The organism is Gilvimarinus sp. 1_MG-2023, from assembly GCF_030548285.1.
The window spans coordinates 1-248 of the sequence record NZ_JAUOSC010001442.1 but is presented as its reverse complement, the minus strand read 5'-3'; the positions used below and the strand labels follow the sequence as shown (position 1 = coordinate 248).

Here is a 248-nt window from a genome sequence, read left to right as displayed (position 1 = left end):
GCATTACACAACGGTGTCGAGTGAGGATTTCAAAGGCAAATGGGTTGTGGTGTGTTTCTACCCTGCCGACTTTACCTTTGTTTGCCCGACTGAAATCGCGGCCATGAACGCCAAATATGATGAATTTCAGGCGCTGGGCGTGGAAATCTTGCCCGTGTCTGTGGACTCCAAGTTCTCGCATAAGCGGTTTGCCGAAACCGAACCGGTACTGGCAGGCCTGCAGCTGACCATGGGGGCAGATACTACCC

The 248-nt window shown here is 53.2% G+C and carries 1 protein-coding gene; it reads left to right on the top strand.

The window, feature by feature from the left end:
* On the top strand, positions 1–248 hold a 248-nt coding region (locus Q4563_RS21590), incomplete at both ends, for a redoxin domain-containing protein (RefSeq protein WP_303605986.1).